Source organism: Nonomuraea guangzhouensis (assembly GCF_019396345.1).
GTDB lineage: Bacteria > Actinomycetota > Actinomycetes > Streptosporangiales > Streptosporangiaceae > Nonomuraea > Nonomuraea guangzhouensis.
Genome location: NZ_JAHKRM010000002.1, coordinates 43,970 through 59,037 on the forward strand (window position 1 = coordinate 43,970; position 15,068 = coordinate 59,037).

Below are 15,068 nucleotides of genomic sequence, written 5' to 3' on the forward strand. Positions count from 1 at the left end.
GTCGCGGGTGTCACGACGGCAGGAGTCTCCTGGCTCCCGGATCAGCGCTCGCCCCGGCCTTCCCATCCGTCGCCGGACAGTGGCCTTCGTGGGGTTCGCTCCCCGGTCACAGTGGCGGGACCGCGCCGGTTTCGCACCGGCTTCCTCCCTTTGCCATCGCCTCCCGATCAGACCACGGCAGGGGCGACCACCGCAAGAAACTGGCGTTACCATCCTCTTCGTGTCCATAGCCGACTTTTCCGGACGTGTGCGCCCCGACGCCTGTCCGGGGGCGCTACAGGTGCACGAGGCCGCCGACGGCCCGCTGGCCCGGGTCCGCCTGCCCGGCGGCGCGGTGTCGGCCGCCCAGCTTCGCGAGCTGGCCGACTGCGCCACCGACCTGGGCTCCGGGGTGATCGAGCTGACCTCCCGGGCGAACGTACAGGTGCGCGGTCTGCGCTCCCCCACCGCCTTCGCCGAGCGGATGGCCTTTGTTGGGTTGCTGCCGTCGCCCGCGCACGAGCGGATACGCAACATCGTCGCCTCACCCCTGAGCGGGCGCGGACCGGCGGGCCTGGCCGACACGCAGCCGCTGGTGGAGGCGCTGGACCGGGCGCTGTGCGCGTGTCCCCGGCTGGCCGGGCTGCCGGGACGGTTCCTGTTCGCGCTGGACGACGGGAGCGGCGACGTGGTGGGGCTCGGCGCGGACGTCACGTTCGCGGCGTGCGCGGTGGGCACCGGTCGGCTGCTGTTGGCGGGGAGCGACGCCGGGCTCTCCTTGCGTGTCGAGACGGCGGTGTCGTACATGATCGCCGCAGCCGAGGCGTTCCTTGACGAACGGGACAGCGATGGCGAGGCCCAGCGTGACAGCACCGCGTGGCGGATCGGGGAGCTGGTGGACGGGGCCGCCAGAATCGCCGCCCGGCTGGGCGGCGTCACGACCGACGGCTCGCCATCCGCTCAGGAGGTACGGCACGCGGGGGTCGCCGAGCAGCGGGACGGCCGCGTGGCGCTGGAGGCGGTGGTCCCGCTCGGCAGGTTGACCGCTGCCCAGGCCCGCGCGATCGCCACCGCCGACCCAGGCGCCATCGACGCGAGCGTTCCCGTCGAACCCGGCGTCGCCGTGCGGCTGACGCCGTGGCGGACCGTGGTGTTCCTCGACCTGTCCCCGACCGACGCCGACCGCGTGGCGCGGCTGCTCGACGCCGCCGGGTTGGTGACCGATCCGGCGTCGCCCTGGGTGGGCGTGACCGCCTGTACCGGCCGTCCCGGCTGCGCGAAGGCGCTGGCCGACGTGCGGGAGGACGCGCGGCGCTGGGTGGCGGACCGCGACGGCCCCACGGCCGTGCCCGTGCACTGGGCCGGTTGCGAGCGGCGCTGCGGGCTGCCCCGGGGGCCGGTCATCCAGATGGTCGCCACACCCGACGGATACGTCCCCACACCCGACGGATACGTCGCCACACCCGACGGATACGTCGCCACACCCGACGGATACGTCGCCACGGCCAACCGATACCAGGAAAGGCAGCAGTGACCGACTACATCCGTGACGGCGCCGAGATCTACCGGCGGTCGTTCGCCACCATCCGTGCCGAGACCGACCTCACCGGGATCCCGCCCGAGGTGGCCCAGGTGGTGGTGCGGATGATCCACGCCTGCGGCATGACCGACCTGGTGAACGACGTGGCCTGGTCACCCTCGGTCGTCACGCGGGCCCGCGCGGCACTGCGCGACGGCGCTCCCGTGCTCTGCGACGCCATGATGGTCGCCTCCGGCGTGACCAGGCGCAGGCTGCCCGCGGGCAACGAGGTGCTCTGCACCCTCGGCGCTCCGGGGGTTGCCGATCTGGCCGAACAGCTGGGCACCACCCGCAGCGCCGCGGCGCTCGAACTCTGGCGCGACCGGCTAGACGGCGCCGTGGTGGCCGTCGGCAACGCGCCGACGGCCCTGTTCCGGCTGCTCGAACTGGTCGCGGAAGGGGCGGGCAGGCCCGCGGCGGTGCTCGGCATCCCCGTGGGGTTCATCGGCGCGGCCGAGTCCAAGCGGGCGCTGGCCGAGAGCGGCCTCGAATACCTGGTGGTGCACGGCCGTCGCGGCGGCAGTGCGATGACGGCGGCGGCGGTCAACGCCATCGCGAGCGAAGCGGAGTGATCACGATGACCGGACGGCTGTACGGGGTGGGACTCGGTCCCGGCGACCCCGAACTGGTCACGGTGAAGACGGCCAGGCTGATCGGCGAGGCCGAGGTGATCGCCTACCACGCCGCCAGGCACGGCCGCAGCATCGCCCGCTCCATCGCGCTGCCGTACATGAAGGAAGGGCAGATCGAGGAACTGCTGCTCTACCCGCTGACCACGGAGACCACCGACCATCCGGGCGGGTACCAGGGCGCGCTCGACGACTTCTACGCCGACTGCGCGGACCGGCTGGCCGCGCATCTGGACGCTGGCCGGACCGTGGTCGTGCTGGCCGAGGGCGACCCGCTGTTCTACGGCTCCTACATGCACCTGCACAAGCGGCTCGCGCACCGCTACCCGACCGAGGTGGTGCCCGGCGTCACCTCGGTCAGCGCCGCCTCCGCCGTGCTGGGCCGCCCGCTGGTGGAACGCGACGAGGTGCTCACCGTGCTGCCCGGCACGCTGCCCGCCGAGGCGCTGGCCGAGCGGTTGCGCGCCACCGACTCGGCCGCGGTGCTGAAGCTGGGCAGGACGTTCGCGAAGGTACGAGAGGCGCTGGCCGAGGCCGGGCGGCTGGACGACGCCTGGTACGTCGAGCGCGCCACCATGGGAGCCGAACGAGTGGCGCCGCTCAAGGACGTGGACCCGGGCGACGTGCCGTACTTCTCGCTGGCCTTGCTCACCAGTCCGGCCGAACGAACCTTCGTCCCCACCACCGGGACCGCGCCGGCCGCGGTCGCCGGCGAGGTCACCGTGGTGGGGCTCGGCCCCGCCGGACGGCCGTGGTTGACGCCGGAGGCGCAGGAGGCGCTGGCGGCGGCCACCGACCTGGTCGGGTACGGCCCGTACGTCGACCGGGTGGCGCCGAACCCGCGTCAGCGCCGCCACCGTACCGACAACCGGGTCGAGGCCGAGCGGGCCAGGCACGCGCTGGATCTGGCGCGCGATGGGGCGCGGGTGGCGGTGGTCTCCTCCGGCGATCCCGGCGTGTTTGCGATGGCCAGCGCCGTGCTGGAGGCGGCGGTGGACTTCCCGGACGTGCCCGTACGCGTGGTGCCCGGGCTGACGGCCGCGCAGGCGGTGGCGAGCCGGGTGGGCGCGCCGCTGGGCCACGACTACTGTGTTCTGTCGCTGTCCGACCTGCTCAAGCCGTGGGAGGTGGTGGCCGACCGGCTGGCCGCCGCGGCCCGGGCCGATCTGGTGCTGGCGCTGTACAACCCGGCCTCGCGCAGCCGTACCTGGCAGCTCGCCGCCGCCCGCGACGTGCTGCTGGAGCACCGCGACGCGGCCACCCCTGTGGTGGTCGGCCGCGACGTCGGCGGCGCGCACGAGAGCGTCACCGTCACCACGCTCGGCGAACTGGATCCCGCCCGCGTGGACATGCGCTGCCTGCTGATCGTCGGCTCCTCGACCACCCGCGTGGCGAAGAACGGAGCCGTCTACACCCCGCGCCGTTACCCGTGAACCCACTCCACGGCCGCCGCCACGGTGTCCACCAGCCGGACCCCCACGGGCAGCGGCGGCCGGTTCACCATGATCACGGGTAGCCCGAGCCGCCGGGCCGCGGTGAGTTTCGCGGTGGTCAGCTGACCGCCGCTGTCCTTGGTGACCAGCACGTCGAGGCGGTGCTCGCGGATGAGCGCGAGTTCGCCGTCGACCGTGTACGGCCCACGGTCGAGCAGCACGTGTACGTTGGCGGGGACGGGCGACTCGGGCGGATCGACCGATCTGGCCAGCAGCCACACCCCGGCGAGCCCACTGAAGACCGGCAGGCTCCGGCGCCCGGTGGTGAGGAACACCCGCGCAGGCTCGGTCAGGAGGTCGGCGGCGTCCCCCAGGGAGCCCACCCGCTGCCAGGCGTCGCCCGGCCCCTCCTGCCAGCCCGGCCGGCGCAGGACCAGCAGCGGCACACCCGTGCTCGCCGACGCGACGGCCGCCGAAGCGGTCATCCGCGCCGCGAACGGATGGGTGGCGTCCACCACCGCGTCGACTCCCTCGGCGACCAGCCAGGCGGCCAGCCCCTCAGGTCCGCCGAACCCGCCCTCGCGCACCTCGCCGACCGGCAGCCGCGGGTTGGTGACCCGCCCGGCCAGGGACGACACGACGCGCACCCCCGGGTCGGCGACCAGCTCCGCGGCCAGCGCCCTGGCCTCGGCCGTGCCGCCGAGGATCAGGACCCTTCTCATGTCCTCATCCGGTCGGCACTGTTGAGGGTCATGTCCTCGTCCGGTCGGCGCTGTAGAGGTGGCTGTCGGGGAACTCCGACGCCGACAGCACCCGGCCCACGACGATGACCGCCGTACGCCGGATCCCGGCCGCTTTGACCTGATCGGCGATGTCGGCCAGCGTCCCGCGCAGGATCACCTCGTCCGCCCTGCTGGCCCGCGCCACCACCGCGACCGGACAACCCAGCCCGTAGGACGGCCGCAGCTCCGCCACCACCTCGTCGATCCGCTGTACGGCCAGGTGCAGCACCAGCGTCGCGCCACTCGCCCCGAGCGTCGCCAGGTCCTCACCGTCGGGCATCGGCGTGGCGCGCCCCGAGACACGCGTCAGGATGACCGTCTGGCCGACCCCGGGCACGGTCAGCTCCCTGCCGAGCGAGGCCGCCGCCGCCGCGAACGCCGGCACCCCCGGGACCACCTCGTACGGCACACCGAGCGCGTCCAGCCGCCGCATCTGCTCGGCCACGGCACTGAAGACGGACGGGTCGCCGGAGTGCAAACGCGCCACGTCCAGCCCAGCCCGGTGCGCGGTCACCAGTTCCGTGACGATCTCGTCGAGCGTCAGGTTCGCGGTGTCGACCAGCCTGGCCGACGGCGGGCAGGACTCCAGAAGCTCGCGCGGCACCAGCGAACCGGCGTACAGGCACACCGGCGACGACTCCAGCCGCCGCACCCCGCGCAGCGTGATCAGGTCGGCGGCTCCGGGGCCGGCCCCGATGAAGTACACGGTCATGGCACGTCCTTCCTGGTGACCGACTTCCTGGTGACCGACCAGATGGTCACCGGCATCGCGGGCCGCCAGCCGGTGAAGGCGCCGACGGGCGAGGCCCGCTGTACGGCCAGGCGCACCAGATCGCCGCCGAGCCGGCCGTACCACTGCCCGACCACGGCCTCGGACTCCAGGGTGACGGCGTTCACCACGAGCCGGCCGCCGGGGCGCAGCGCCGCCCAGCAGCGCTCCAGCAGTCCCGGCACGGTGGCGCCGCCACCGACGAACACCGCGTCCGGCGCGGGCAGCCCCTCCAGCGCCGCCGGAGCCCGGCCTTCGACGACCCGCAGCGCGGGCACCCCGAGGGCGTCGGCGTTGCGCCGGATCGCGGCGGCCCGGTCGGCCCGGCTCTCGACCGCCACGGCCGCGCATGACGGGTGGCCGCGCAGCCACTCGATGGCGATGCTGCCCGCCCCCGCTCCCACGTCCCACAGCAGCTCCCCGGGCAGGGGCGCGAGCCGCGACAGGCTGACCGCGCGGACCTCGCGCTTGGTGAGCTGCCCATCGTGCTCGTACGCCGTGTCGGGCAGCCCGGGGACCAGCGCGAGCGGTTCGGCGTCCGGCCCCGCGACGCACTCGACGGCGATCACGTGCAGGCCGGACCGGGCGGCGGCCGTCCAGCTCTCGGCCGTTCCTGCCTGCGCGCGCTCCGCCGCCGAGCCCAGGTCCGACAGCACGGTCATCGGGCTCGGGCCGTACCCGCGCTCCACGAGCAGCCCGGCCACCCGCGACGGGGCGTCGAGACCGGAGCCCAGCACGACGACCCGCAGCCCGGGCAGTACGGCGGCGTTCAACGTCGCCAGGGAACGGCCCACCAGGCTGACCACCGTCACCTGCTCGACCGGCCAGCCGAGCCGGGCGCAGGCCAGTGACAGCGACGACAGATGCGGCAGCACCCGCACGCGGGCCGTCCCGAGCAGGCGCACCAGCGTGGAGCCGACGCCGTAGAACATGGGGTCGCCGCTGGCCAGCACGCACACCTCCCGGCCCGCGTGGCTGTCCATCAGCGCGGGCAGCGCGGGGAGCATCGGTGACGGCCACGCGACCCGTTCGGCCGCTGAGGCAGGGATGAGGTCGAGCTGTCTGGGGCCGCCCATGAGCACCTCGGCGGCCTCCAGCGCCCGCCGCGCATCGGGGGCCAGCCCGGCCCAGCCGTCCGCGCCGACACCCACGACGGTGATCACATGTTCCCCAGCACTCGCTCCACCCGGATCTCCACCACGACGCGGGACGGGTTCGGCCGGGGCGGCTTGTAGCGGGCGGTGTAGCGGCGCTCGGCGTCGGCGACCTGCTCCGGCTCGGTACGCAGCACGGCCCGACCCTCCAGCGTCGACCAGTGGCGGCCGTCGACCTGGCAGAGCGCCACCCGCGCGCCGTCCGGCCCGCACGCCGCGATGAGCCGGGCCTTGTACGAGGTCGCCGAGGTGATCACCCGGGCGGTGCCGGTGGCGAGATCCAGCGTCGCGCCGACGGGCACCACGTGCGGCGATCCGTCGGGACGGACGGTGGTGAGCGTGCACAGGTGCCGCTCCTGCCAGAACGCGGCGAACGGCTCGCCCTGCTCGACCAGGTTCACGAAGCTCCTTGGGTGGTAGGCGATGGCCAGCCTATATCCGCTGTTCTGGCACACTCTTACGGGTGAAGCGGCTCCTCATCATCGGCATCGGGGCCGGCGACCCTGACCACCTGACGCTTCAGGCGGTCAAGGCCATCGCCGCCGCCGACGTCTTCTTCATCGTGGACAAGGGTGAGGTCAAGCACGAGCTCGTCCAGCTCCGGCAGGATCTGATCCAGGAGCACGGCCGGGCGCCGTACCGGATCGCCGAGGCCCGCGACCCCGAGCGCGACCGGACCACCCCCGCCTACGCCGCCGCCGTCGAGGACTGGCGGGCGCGCCGCGCGCTGGCGTGTGAGACGCTCATCCGCGATGAGCTGGCCGACGGCGAGACCGGGGCGTTCCTCGTGTGGGGGGATCCCGGCGTCTACGACAGCACGCTGGCCATCGTCGAGCAGATCCTGGAGCGCGGGCAGGTCGTCTTCGACTACGAGGTGATCCCCGGCATCAGCAGCGTCGCCGCGCTGACCGCCCGCCACCGCATCGGCCTCACCCAGGTCGGGCGGCCCGTGCATCTCACCACCGGCCGCCGCCTGGCCCAGGAGGGCGCCACCGCCGACGACGTGGTGGTCATGCTGGACGCCCACTGCTCCTTCGCCGGCCTCGACGACTTCACCATCTACTGGGGCGCCTTCTTGGGCACGCCCGACGAGATCCTGGTGGCCGGGCCGGTGGCCGAGGTCGGCGACCGCATCCGCGCCCTGCGCGCCGAGGCACGCGAGCGCAAGGGCTGGATCATGGACACCTACCTGCTGCGGCGCACGTGAGCGGAACGGCTCACTCCCATGGCTGCCGGTACGACGGCTGGTAGGCCCGCAGCCGCAACCGCAGGGTCAGCGTGACGGTCGTGCCCGCCGGTAGCTCGACCGTGAGGTGCGGCCCGTTCACCGCGAGCTCGGTGCTCGACGGGACCGGCTCGTGGTGGATGTACTCGGTGTCCCGACCGGTCCAGCCGGGCTCGGCGCCGGTCGCGGTGGCGGTGACGATCTCATGCTCGCCGAACGCGCCGGCCTGGACGACGAGCACGCGGTCGTCGGTGGCCGAGAGGTTGACCAGCGTGACCACGGTGGCCTCCGGCTCGATGGCGCTGACCAGGGCGGCCACCTGGTCCGGCACGCCGGGACGGCGGCGGACGGCGTCGAAGTAGCGGACCCTCGCCTGCTGGAGGCCGCCGTTGTAGATGACCTGCGGGCCGCCCCACATCAGCTGGGCCAGCGCCTCGGTCACCACCGGGTTGACGTTCTGCCACAGGTGGATCGCCTCCTCCGGCAGGTCCCGGTCGGCGTTGGCGAGCAGCAGGGCGATGCGGCGGCGGGCCTGGGCGTGCGCGGCGGCGAGAATCTGCTGGGGATAGTCCGGATTGTCGCCGCACAGGTAGGCGTACCAGGGCTCCTCGTGCCCGGCCTCCTCCTTGTCGCGGAACGGCCGTACCGTCGCCCAGTCATAGCCGGTCGCGGCGCGCAGCGCGTCCAGGCGGGCTCGGTCCTCGGCCGCGCCGGTGTGGTGCCAGAGGGCGAACGGGACCGAGGTCTGGATCGGGTTGTAGTCGAACCAGCCCTTGTCGCTGTGCCGGTAAGGCACGAGAAGGGTGGGGGTGTCCACGTCAGAGCCGAGATGGGCGCGCCAGCGGCCCTGGTTGGCCGAGTCGCTCTGGCTGAACGGCAGCTTGACGCCGAGGCCGATGATCGCGTCCAGCAGGGACCGGACCAGGTCCAGGTAGCCGTCGTCCCGGGTGGCCAGCGCGGCGCTGAGCGCGCCGACGGCGGTCGCCTGGCCGACGCTGTACATGCCGTGCGGCCAGGTCCAGCCGTAGTGCCCGCCGTACCAGCGCCCGTCCAACTGGCTGCCGACCACACCGTCCAGGCCGACGTTGTCCGGGATGACGCCGCCGTTGTCCTGGGCCCGGCGCTGCCAGGCTCCGACGTACTCGCGCAGCCAGGCGGCGTACCGCTCGTCGCCGGAGACCAGGTAGGCGTTGCAGACCAGGCCGGCCACGCTCAGGTTGCCGGCCGCGTCGCCCCGGCCCAGGCGCTCGCGCATCTCCGCGCCCAGGCGCGGATCGTCGGCGAGCGGCGGGACCGGCGCGTCGGGCGGCAGCAGCCAGTCCAGCGGATAGCCGTACTGGGCGGCCTCCGCCTCCGTCCAGGGATAGGCGGGGGTGTCGGACACCCCTTCCCGGGCGCCGCCGCTGCCGTTGTGCGGGGCCTTGATGATGCGGCGCGCCGCGTCGTAGTTGGCCGGGCCGAGGTAGAGGTCGGCGAACCGGGTCGCCCGATCCGCCCAGGCCGCCGGGTCGGCGGCGGTGAGGAAGTAGGTGAAGAGCAGGCTCTCCCCCTGATGGAACCAGTCGTAGCCGATCTCGAACTCGTCGGCGAACATACCGAGCTCGGTCATCTGGGCGACCACGCCGTGCCAGTGGTGGGCGCACGCCGGCAGCAGGTCGTCCGCGCCGCCCAGCAGGTAGAGCTGGGGCCAGTTGAAGAACGGTTCGAAGAAGTCGTCCGCGCCATCACGGGTGGACAGCCGGCCGGTGTAGCGCAGCGAGCCGTCAGGCCGGGTGTACCGGTCGGCGAACAGCCGCCACCCGCTGTCCAGCAGGTCCAGCAGCGCGCGCTGGGACAGCGCCCACGCCGGGGGTTCGATGACGGGGACGCTCGCCGTGACAACGGGCGGGCGCCGGGCGGGGCTGGTCATACGCTGCGTACTCCTCATTTCGCGTAATGCTCATCCCTTGGTCGCGCCGGCGGTCAGCCCGGCGACCAGGAAGCGCTGTGAGAACAGGAACACGAGCAACACCGGGGCGATGGAGACCAGGGTGGCCAGCACCAGTTCGGGCGGCTGCACCTCGGCGTTGGCCCCGACGACGGGATTGAAGGTGGGGGTCGCGGCCAGCATCTGCGTCAGGCCGACCTGCATGGGGTAGTTGCCGCTGTTCGGCAGCATCACGTACGGCAGGAAGAAGTTGTTCCAGTTGTTGACGAAGCTGAAGAAGGCGACCAGCGCGACCACCGGCTTGGCCAGCGGGAGCGCCACCCGGACGAAGGTCGCGGACTCGCTGCAACCGTCCAGCCGGGCCGCGTCCAGCAGTTCGCCGGGGACGCTGGTGGAGAAGTAGATGTAGGTCAGGTACACGCCGAACGGGAAGAACGACATCGGCAGCACGACCGAGGCCGCCTTGTTGACCAGCCCGAGGTAGCTGAGCTCCAGGAAGATCGGCAGCACCAGGGCGGTCGCCGGCATCAGCATCACGACCAGGGTGACGATGAGCAGCAGGCGCCGGCCCTTGAACCGCATGAGCGCCATCGCGTACCCGGCCGGGATGCCGACCAGCAGGGTCAGCGCCACCGAGAGCGCGGAGTAGACGACGGAGTTCGTCATCCAGGTCAGCACCGCCCCGTCCTGGAAGGACATGAGGTGCTGCCAGTTCGTGACGAGCGAGCCGATCGAGCCCGGTGACAGCGGGTTTCCGTGGATCAGGTCGGCCGGGCTCTTGGTCGAGGCGAGCAGCAGCCACACCATGGGCAGGACGAAGAACAGCGCGAAGGCCAGCAGCAGCACGGTGACGAGTCCCCGGCCCACCACGCGGGCGACGCCGGCGGTGGGATCAGTCCGCATCGAACAGACCTCCCTTCGCGACGAACAGGCCGGCGCAGCACAGCGCCACGATGAGCAGGTCCATGGCGATCGCCGCCGAGCCGTTGAAGTCGTTCTGGTCGAAGGCGTACAGGTAGGCGAGCTGATTGAGCGAGTAGTCGGTGCCGACCACGCCGAAGCTGGCCTGCGAGACGAGCTGCGGCTCGACGAAGAGCTGGGTGCCGGCGGCGAGGGACAGGATCAGCATGTAGACGATCCACTTGCGCAGCATCGGCAGCTGCACCCGCCACGCCGTCTTCACCGGCCCGGCGCCGTCCACCTTGGCCGCCTCGATCACCGTGTACGGGATGCTGTTCAACGCGCCGTACATGACCACGATCCAGCCGCCCGCGCCGGTCCAGAAGGCGATGACGGTGAAGATCCACGGCAGGTGCCCCGGCGCGATCACCTTCACCAGCGTGTCGCCCCACAGCGCGCGGACGAGACCGTCCACCGGGCTCACGGACGGGTCCAGCATGAACAGCCACAGCAGCACGCTCGACGCGCCGGCCAGCGCGCCCGGCACGTAGTAGACGAACCGCAGCGCGGCCTTCGACCAGCGCGAGGTGAGCCGGTGCACCACAAGCGCGAGCACCAGGACCAGCACGGTCAGGGTGACCAGCCACAACACGAGGTAGGTCGCCACATGCCCGACCGCGGACAGGAACCGGTAGTCCTGGGCGGTACGGACGAAGTTGGCGATGCCGGCGAAGCGCCCGTCGGCATCGGTGAAGGCGAGGTAGAGCGCGTACACCGTGGGCGCGACCCCGAACGCGATCAGGAGCACCACATAGCCGGAGACGAAGACGTGCCCGGCGGCCGGCCGCCAGGGACCGGACCGGCCCCTGGCGTGGGTGGCGACGACGCTCACTTGGTGACCTGGTATCCGGACACCTGAGCCTGCTGCTCGATCGCCGTCTGCCAGTCCGGGAGCAGGGACTCGATCGTCTTGCCCGCGGTCTGGCCGGGGATGACGGTCTTGGCCCACACCGCCTCCGCGCTGAACTCAGGCGAACCCCAGCCGGACCAGACCTGCCCGGCCGCGGCGGTGATCGGCGCGGCGATGTCACCGGCGTAATAGCCGCTGTCCTGCTGCTTCTTGATCCACTTCGTCGCCGCGGCCGAGAAGGCGGGGTAGCCCGGCGAGAGGGCGACCTGGTACTCGTCGGAGGTGGCGACCCAGCTGATGAAGTCCTTGGCCGCCTGCAGGTGCGCGGTGTGCCGTGACAGCCACCAGGTGCCGCCGCCGACGTTGCCGGTCACCGGCGGGTTCTGGTCCGTCCAGTGCAGCGCGGGGCGACCGCGAGCTCGCCCTTCGGGGTCTTGAGCGTCCCCTGGAACACCGCCCCGCCGTACCAGGCCGGGCCGGGCAGCATGAGCACCTTGTCGCCCTGGTTCTTGGCGAAGTCGGGCCCGAACAGCGGCAGCATGGACATCGTCTTGTTCGCGACCAGCTTGTCCAGCATCCGCGCGGTCCGTACGCACTTGGCGTCGGTCACCTTGACGGTGATCGCCTTGGCGCCGGTGACCTGGTTCGCCGGGCACTCGCCGCCCCACATGTAGATCTCCGGCGCCCACGCGTCACCGGCCGTGCCGACGATGTATCCCGGGTGCTCCGCGGCCACCTTCTCGCCCAGCGCCTGGTAGTCCTCCCAGGTGGCGGGCAGCGTGTAGCCGAACTTGTCGAGCAGCTTCTTGTTGTACCAGAGCACCACCTGGGCCAGGTCGTTGCGCAGGCAGTAGACGGTGCCGTCGACGGAGCAGACGTCGAGCGCGCCCTTGGCGAAGCCGCCGAGCGTGGCGTCGTCGAGCAGGCCCTTGTTGAGCGGGGCGACGAAGGCGTCGTCACCCTGCGAGGCCCAGGAGGCGGTGTTGTTGTCGGTGGTGAACACGACATCGGGCCAGCCCTCGCCGGCCCGGTTGAACAGTTGCACCTTGGTCTTGAGGGTGTTGGAGCCGTTCGCGTTGCCGTCGTAGGTGACGATGTCCAGCGGTACGCCGGGGTGCGCGGTCTGGTAGGCCTTCGCGGCGTCGAGCCGGGTGGAGTCCACCCAGACCACGAGCTTGCCGTCCTTCTTCTGCTCGGCGGTGGTGAACCCGTACGGGGAGCCAGTACTGCCGGTCGGCTTCGAAGAACCCGCTGGGTTCGGGGGACCACAGGCCGCGACGGCGAGAAGAACCGCGGCTGCGGTCACCACCGACAGGCTTCGTCGTCTCATTGGGGCCTCCGTTAACGCCACGTTTCGAGATATGACATCATACCTATGACGTCTTCACAATGGTCTATACTCAGAAGCTGTCGCAATCAGCGGAGGGCATGTTGACTCAGCACGCGGAAGGTCCCTGGACGGACGACCCGGTGCGGCCACACCCACCCGCGAAGCGGCCCCGCCGCGTCCGGGCTCCCAAGCTGGGCACCACCGTCGTCGAGCAGCTGGTCGACGACATCATCCGCGGCACGCTCCGGCCGGGTTCGGCGCTGCCGCCCGAGGCCGAGCTGTGCGAGGAGTTCGGTGTCAGCCGTACGGTGATCCGCGAGTCCGTCAAGGTGATCCAGGAGAAGGGCCTCGTCCGGATCGAGCACGGCCGCGGCACGCTGGTCACCGACCCGCGGCAGTGGAACCTCCTCGACGACGTCGTGCTCACCTCAGTGATCGCGCACGACGAGAACGTGACCTTCCTCGACGAGCTGGTCACGGTCCGCACCGCGCTGGAGGCCGAGATGGCCGCCGCCGCGGCCCTGGCCCACACCCCCGACGACGATCAGCACATCGCCGAGGCGCTGGGCGTCATGCGGACCAACCTGGCCTCCGCCCCCGATTTCGGCGCCGCGGACGTCCGCTTCCACGACGCGATCATGGCGGCCTCCCGCAACCGGCTCGGGCGGGCCGTCGTCAACAGCATCCACGACAAGGCCCGCACCAGCATGCGCTACCACGGCGAGTACAACGAGGCGGTCATGCACCAGACGCTGGACGAGCACCAGGCGATCAGCGACGCGATCTCGGCCGGCGATCCGGCGGCCGCGGCGGCGGCGATGCGCAAGCACATCGTCGACTCATGGAACCGCCGACGCCCCGCACAGTGAAAACACCCGGCCCCGGCACGCATCGCGCGCCGGGGCCAGGTGATCGCTTCTAGATGCGGCTACCCGCAGTGTTCGAGGGGACTGTCATAGGTGGACGTACCTGCCTTGCCGCCCCACCTGACGCACTTGTCGGCCGCGCTGGCCCGCACCGGGCCCGCGTAGTAGCTGAAGTTACCGCTGTCGGTGATGCGCGCCTCGTCCTCGACCTCCAGGTAGGCGCTGGTGGCCGTGGCCGTGCCGAGGTTGGTCTGCTTGATCGTGGCCACGCAGTTGACGCCGGTGCTCGAGTTGTATGTCAGGTAGACCGTGCCCGCCGTCCCCAGAGCCGCCGAGTCGATCACCGTGAAGCCGCTGCCGCACACCGACTCGGGAGTGTTGGGGTTGGTGCCCCCGCCGCTGCCCGTGACGTACTGCATGTACTTGGTCCAGTTCCAGTTCGGGCCCGGGTCGGTGTGGTCGGTGCCGGGCACCTCGACGTGACCGATGATGTGGCTACGGTCCTTGGGGATGCCGTACCGGTCGGCGATGTTGCGGACCAGCGCGGCCGAGGAGCGGTACATCGTGTCGGTGAACCAGGAGGCCTGCTCGACCCAGCCCTCGTGCTCGATGCCGACCGATCGCCGGTTGTAGTCGCCTGCGTGGAAGGCCCGGTCCTTCTCCCTGACCATCTGGGTGATGGCGCCGTCCGACGAACGCACCACGTAGTGCGCCGACGTCGGCTTCGGCCGTGGTCCGGTCTGGAACCAGTCGATCGTGCCCGCGTACGTGCCCTGGGCCACGTGGATGACGATGCGGTCGATCGCGTCGCTGGTCGGACGGTTGGAGACGGCGTAGTTGCTGCTGTGCGCCGGCGCCCACGCCGCCGACGGGTAGTCCACCGACGCTGCGAGCGTGTTGGTCTTGCCCAGCTCCTGCGCCTTGGCGTAGTCGCCACGCTCGGGCTGGACGGTCCGCGGCGTCGCCGTGAGGGTCTCGCCGGCCGGCGTGGTCGCGCGAATCCCTTGGGACAGCTGGTCGTAGACGGTGTCGGCGTACAACCGGGCGACGTCCGCCGAGGAGGCGTGCCCGTACTTGGCCACCGCCTGGTACCACTTGCCCGCGTCCTTGCGGGCCGTGGCGTCCAGTCCGAGCTCGTCGGCGTAGGCGCGCAGCACGGCGGCGCCGCCGGTGATGTTGGCCGCGTCGTCCGCCTTCAGTGCCGAGACGGGCTGCTTCGTCAGCGTGGCCGCCCGCTCGAGCGTGTGGTTGACGGGGTTGCTGACCAGGTGCATCACCCCATAACCGCCGCTCGCGCTGGGCTGGCCGCGGTGCCCGTCCAGGTGGGTTTCTGAGTAGGCGAGCGAGACCAGCAGGTCGCGGGGCACGTCGTACGTGGTCGCCGCGCGGGCGAACGCGTCGGTCATGGGGTCGGCGGACACGGCTCCGGCCGGTTGCCCGGTGAGCATCGAGAGGGGGATGAGCGCGCCGACGAGCAGCGCGGCTGAACGGCGGAGTCGGACCAACGGAATCTCCTCGGGGGGCAGCGAAAGGAGTGGAGGCCGCGTGCGGCATCCGCTGTTGATCAAGCGTGCGACTTCGGCGT

At 71.8% G+C, this 15,068-nt stretch carries 15 protein-coding genes and 1 riboswitch; of the genes, 5 read left to right on the forward strand and 10 right to left on the reverse strand.

Features of this window, described 5'->3' with window-relative positions; translation table 11 throughout:
• Window positions 1–207: riboswitch (cobalamin riboswitch) on the reverse strand.
• 13 nt (window positions 208–220) lie between these two features.
• Genes cobG through KME78_RS03220 form a run of 3 tightly spaced genes read left to right on the forward strand, consistent with a single transcriptional unit; the run spans window position 221 to window position 3,620 of the window.
• Complete coding sequence (gene cobG / locus KME78_RS03210) at window positions 221–1,513, forward strand: precorrin-3B synthase (protein ID WP_219527224.1); 1,293 nt, start codon at window positions 221–223, stop codon at window positions 1,511–1,513.
• Window positions 1,510–2,130 carry a precorrin-8X methylmutase gene (locus tag KME78_RS03215; RefSeq protein ID WP_219527225.1) on the forward strand — a complete coding sequence of 207 codons (621 nt, stop codon included), beginning with the start codon at window positions 1,510–1,512 and terminating at the stop codon, window positions 2,128–2,130. Before cobG ends, KME78_RS03215 begins: the two co-directional genes overlap by 4 nt.
• 5 nt (window positions 2,131–2,135) lie before the next feature.
• Window positions 2,136–3,620, forward strand: coding sequence for a precorrin-2 C(20)-methyltransferase (locus KME78_RS03220; protein ID WP_219527226.1), 1,485 nt, complete (start codon window positions 2,136–2,138; stop codon window positions 3,618–3,620).
• Here the strand turns inward: KME78_RS03220 and KME78_RS03225 are convergent.
• The 4 genes from KME78_RS03225 to KME78_RS03240 are packed head-to-tail and all read right to left on the reverse strand — an operon-like array spanning window position 3,611 to window position 6,726.
• Window positions 3,611–4,342 (reverse strand): cobalt-precorrin-6A reductase, encoded by a 732-nt coding sequence (locus tag KME78_RS03225; RefSeq protein WP_219527227.1) that lies wholly within the window; start codon window positions 4,340–4,342, stop codon window positions 3,611–3,613. The two genes, KME78_RS03220 and KME78_RS03225, sit on opposite strands and share 10 nt — an antisense overlap.
• A gap of 28 nt (window positions 4,343–4,370) precedes the next feature.
• The gene (gene cobM / locus KME78_RS03230; protein WP_219527228.1) at window positions 4,371–5,114 is read right to left on the reverse strand and encodes a precorrin-4 C(11)-methyltransferase; all 744 of its coding nucleotides are present in this window, start codon (window positions 5,112–5,114) and stop codon (window positions 4,371–4,373) included.
• Window positions 5,111–6,334, reverse strand: coding sequence for a precorrin-6y C5,15-methyltransferase (decarboxylating) subunit CbiE (cbiE, locus tag KME78_RS03235; protein ID WP_219527229.1), 1,224 nt, complete (start codon window positions 6,332–6,334; stop codon window positions 5,111–5,113). Before cbiE ends, cobM begins: the two co-directional genes overlap by 4 nt.
• Window positions 6,331–6,726, reverse strand: coding sequence for a pyridoxamine 5'-phosphate oxidase family protein (locus KME78_RS03240; protein ID WP_219527230.1), 396 nt, complete (start codon window positions 6,724–6,726; stop codon window positions 6,331–6,333). Before KME78_RS03240 ends, cbiE begins: the two co-directional genes overlap by 4 nt.
• Before the next feature lie 62 nt (window positions 6,727–6,788).
• Between KME78_RS03240 and cobF the strand changes: the two genes are divergently transcribed.
• Window positions 6,789–7,532, forward strand: a complete 744-nt coding sequence (gene cobF, locus KME78_RS03245) for a precorrin-6A synthase (deacetylating) (protein ID WP_219527231.1) — start codon at window positions 6,789–6,791, stop codon at window positions 7,530–7,532.
• 10 nt (window positions 7,533–7,542) lie between these two features.
• Here the strand turns inward: cobF and KME78_RS03250 are convergent, their stop codons facing one another.
• Genes KME78_RS03250 through KME78_RS03270 form a run of 5 tightly spaced genes read right to left on the reverse strand, consistent with a single transcriptional unit; the run spans window position 7,543 to window position 12,617 of the window.
• Window positions 7,543–9,459, reverse strand: coding sequence for a DUF8034 domain-containing protein (locus tag KME78_RS03250; RefSeq protein WP_219527232.1), 1,917 nt, complete (start codon window positions 9,457–9,459; stop codon window positions 7,543–7,545).
• A 30-nt stretch (window positions 9,460–9,489) separates the two neighbouring features.
• Entirely contained in the window at window positions 9,490–10,380 is an 891-nt protein-coding gene (locus KME78_RS03255; RefSeq protein ID WP_219527233.1) for a carbohydrate ABC transporter permease, read from the reverse strand.
• Complete coding sequence (locus KME78_RS03260; RefSeq protein WP_219527234.1) at window positions 10,370–11,269, reverse strand: carbohydrate ABC transporter permease; 900 nt, start codon at window positions 11,267–11,269, stop codon at window positions 10,370–10,372. Before KME78_RS03260 ends, KME78_RS03255 begins: the two co-directional genes overlap by 11 nt.
• A complete protein-coding gene (locus KME78_RS03265) occupies window positions 11,266–11,661 on the reverse strand; it encodes a type 2 periplasmic-binding domain-containing protein (RefSeq protein WP_219527235.1) in 396 nt (131 codons plus the stop codon). The genes KME78_RS03260 and KME78_RS03265 overlap by 4 nt, the downstream gene beginning before the upstream one ends.
• A complete protein-coding gene (locus KME78_RS03270; RefSeq protein ID WP_219527236.1) occupies window positions 11,658–12,617 on the reverse strand; it encodes an ABC transporter substrate-binding protein in 960 nt (319 codons plus the stop codon). The genes KME78_RS03265 and KME78_RS03270 overlap by 4 nt, the downstream gene beginning before the upstream one ends.
• 98 nt (window positions 12,618–12,715) lie before the next feature.
• Here KME78_RS03270 and KME78_RS03275 point away from each other — a divergent pair, with 98 nt between their 5' ends.
• Window positions 12,716–13,486 carry a FadR/GntR family transcriptional regulator gene (locus tag KME78_RS03275; RefSeq protein ID WP_219527237.1) on the forward strand — a complete coding sequence of 257 codons (771 nt, stop codon included), beginning with the start codon at window positions 12,716–12,718 and terminating at the stop codon, window positions 13,484–13,486.
• A 59-nt stretch (window positions 13,487–13,545) separates the two neighbouring features.
• On the opposite strand, the gene KME78_RS03280 is transcribed toward KME78_RS03275, so the two are convergent.
• The gene (locus KME78_RS03280) at window positions 13,546–14,988 is read right to left on the reverse strand and encodes an N-acetylmuramoyl-L-alanine amidase (RefSeq protein ID WP_246650371.1); all 1,443 of its coding nucleotides are present in this window, start codon (window positions 14,986–14,988) and stop codon (window positions 13,546–13,548) included.
• Between the last annotated feature and the right edge of the window lie 80 nt (window positions 14,989–15,068).